1 protein-coding gene is annotated in these 2,106 nt (G+C 41.6%); it reads left to right on the top strand.

Features of this window, described 5'->3' with window-relative positions:
* The first annotated feature begins 595 nt into the window (after positions 1-595).
* A complete protein-coding gene (locus tag BMW53_RS20525) occupies positions 596-1,996 on the top strand; it encodes a Gfo/Idh/MocA family protein (RefSeq protein WP_038562120.1) in 1,401 nt (466 codons plus the stop codon).
* Positions 1,997-2,106: the final 110 nt, after the last annotated feature.

Genomic DNA, 2,106 nt, shown 5'->3' with positions numbered 1-2,106 from the left:
GTTTGATCTTATTGTCATATCCACCTTTAAGATACAAATCTTAAAGGGACAATAAAAACAAAGGCTGTCCAATTTTACTTTTTGGACAGCCTCTTAATCACATTAGACGCTTTTAGTGTCATGTAAAATTTGCAATTCCGACATAGCTGGCCAATAAAGTCGTTTTAACTTTGTCATCCAATTCAATATCCCGAAGGGATAAAATAGGACTAACCTCGGGTGAAACCCGGGGGTGATGAGAACGTAAATCAAAGGCGCAAATAATCAGTTATTCAACGCACAACTGCTGTATGCGCCTCGTAATCTGATTATTTTTATGAAATGCTGTCGTTAGGCCTCACTTTCATCCCTGTTGATGATTCCAGAGAATCATGATTTTTTTATTTCCACTTTTTAAAACGTGTTGCTTATAACGTTGTAATATTTTTTGCTCTAAAATAACGATCATAAAAGATTGTGATATGGGCTTGAAACATCCTACAGTTAAGTATTTTCTTCTATCGTAATCTTTTATAACTTTGGTACAAAGAATGGCCAGATTTTGTGCAAACAGACATTTGGCATTTTAAACTAACTAAAACTAATAATCAAAGTAATGAAAAGTAAAAGTCATTCATCCCGACGATCGTTTATTAAAAATACGGTCCTTGGAACAGCGCTTGTTTCCTCCGCTCCAACAATTTTAGCGAATTCCTACAATCAGCGGGTTCTATTAAAAACCCGGGCGTTTGAACCCACTCAATATTCAGCCAACGACCAGGTGCAGTTGGCACTGATAGGAGCCGGAATTCAGGGAATTTATGATACCAATTCAGCGCTTCAGGTGCCAGGCGTAAAACTGGTTGCTGCATGCGATTTATATACCGGACGTTTACAACGTGCAAAAGAATTGTGGGGCGACGATATTTTTGTGACCCGTGATTACCGCGAAATTCTTAACCGTGACGATATTGATGCTGTTATTGTTGCCACGCCCGATCACTGGCACATAAAAATCAGTACCGAAGCATTAAACGCCGGAAAAGCCGTTTATTGCGAAAAACCCATGGTGCAAAACTTCGATGAAGGTCACCCTTTGATTCAGGCCTGGCAAAATTCAGGTAAAGTTATGCAAATTGGAAGTCAGGGCATGTCGTCGCTGGGTAACGAAAAAGCAAAGCAGTTGTACGAAGATGGAGCCATTGGTGAGATTGTAATGCTCGATATGTTTAACGACCGTTATTCGGCAGAAGGAGCCTGGCAGTATCCGATACCGCCGGATGCCAATCCCGACACCGTGGATTTTGATACTTTTCTGGGACGTGCTCCCAAAGTGCCTTTTGAACTGAAACGTTTTTTCCGTTGGAGAAATTACAAGGATTATGGTACCGGAGTAGCCGGCGATTTGTTTGTACATGCATTTTCTACCTTGCACTATGTCATCAGTTCAAACGGTCCGGAGCGCGCTCAGGCAACCGGAGGATTACGTTACTGGGACGATGGACGTGACGTGCCCGATGTGTCGATTACGCTTTACGATTTCCCGCAGACGAATACACATGCCGCGTTTAATGCTGCTTTCCGTGTAAATTTCATAGCCGGGAATGGCGGTGGCGGAGGTTTCCGGCTTGTGGGAACTGAAGGTGAAATGGAGATCGGTTCCGACAGGGTGAAACTTATCCGTTCGAAACTGAATATGAAGCCGCAAAGCTATTCTTTAATCGCATATACTGAGGAGATGCAGAAGAAAATTAAGGAAGAGTACGATATGAAATACCTGAATGAAAGGAAGGCTGATTTGAATATAGGCGAAACGGTTTATGAGGCTCCTCGTGACTACAAAGGCGCTCATTACGATCATTTCTATAATTTCTTCCAGGGTGTTCGCGGACGAAAAGAAATCGCTGAAGATCCTGTTTTCGGATTGCGTGCTGCCGGTGCAGCCCTTCTGGCCAACGAAAGCTATTATCAGGGTAAACCGGTACATTGGAATCCGGATACCATGAAGTTGGGCTAATGAATTTATAAAAATTTGAATATCCGTAAATACTCATAATTTGATTTATTTCATTATCTTTAAGGTAGTTAAAACGATATAGATGAACCTATTTACTTTCACAGCACATT

The sequence above is a fragment of the Draconibacterium orientale genome (assembly GCF_900111425.1).
Taxonomy (GTDB): Bacteria; Bacteroidota; Bacteroidia; order Bacteroidales; family Prolixibacteraceae; genus Draconibacterium; species Draconibacterium orientale.
The sequence above is the reverse complement of the archived record's forward strand: the minus strand, read 5'-3'. Positions and strand labels throughout refer to the sequence as shown.

Excerpts from the sequence above, each read along its gene's own strand:
- BMW53_RS20525 (WP_038562120.1), top strand. The coding sequence starts at position 596 with ATGAAAAGTAAAAGTCATTCATCCCGACGATCGTTTATTAAAAATACG.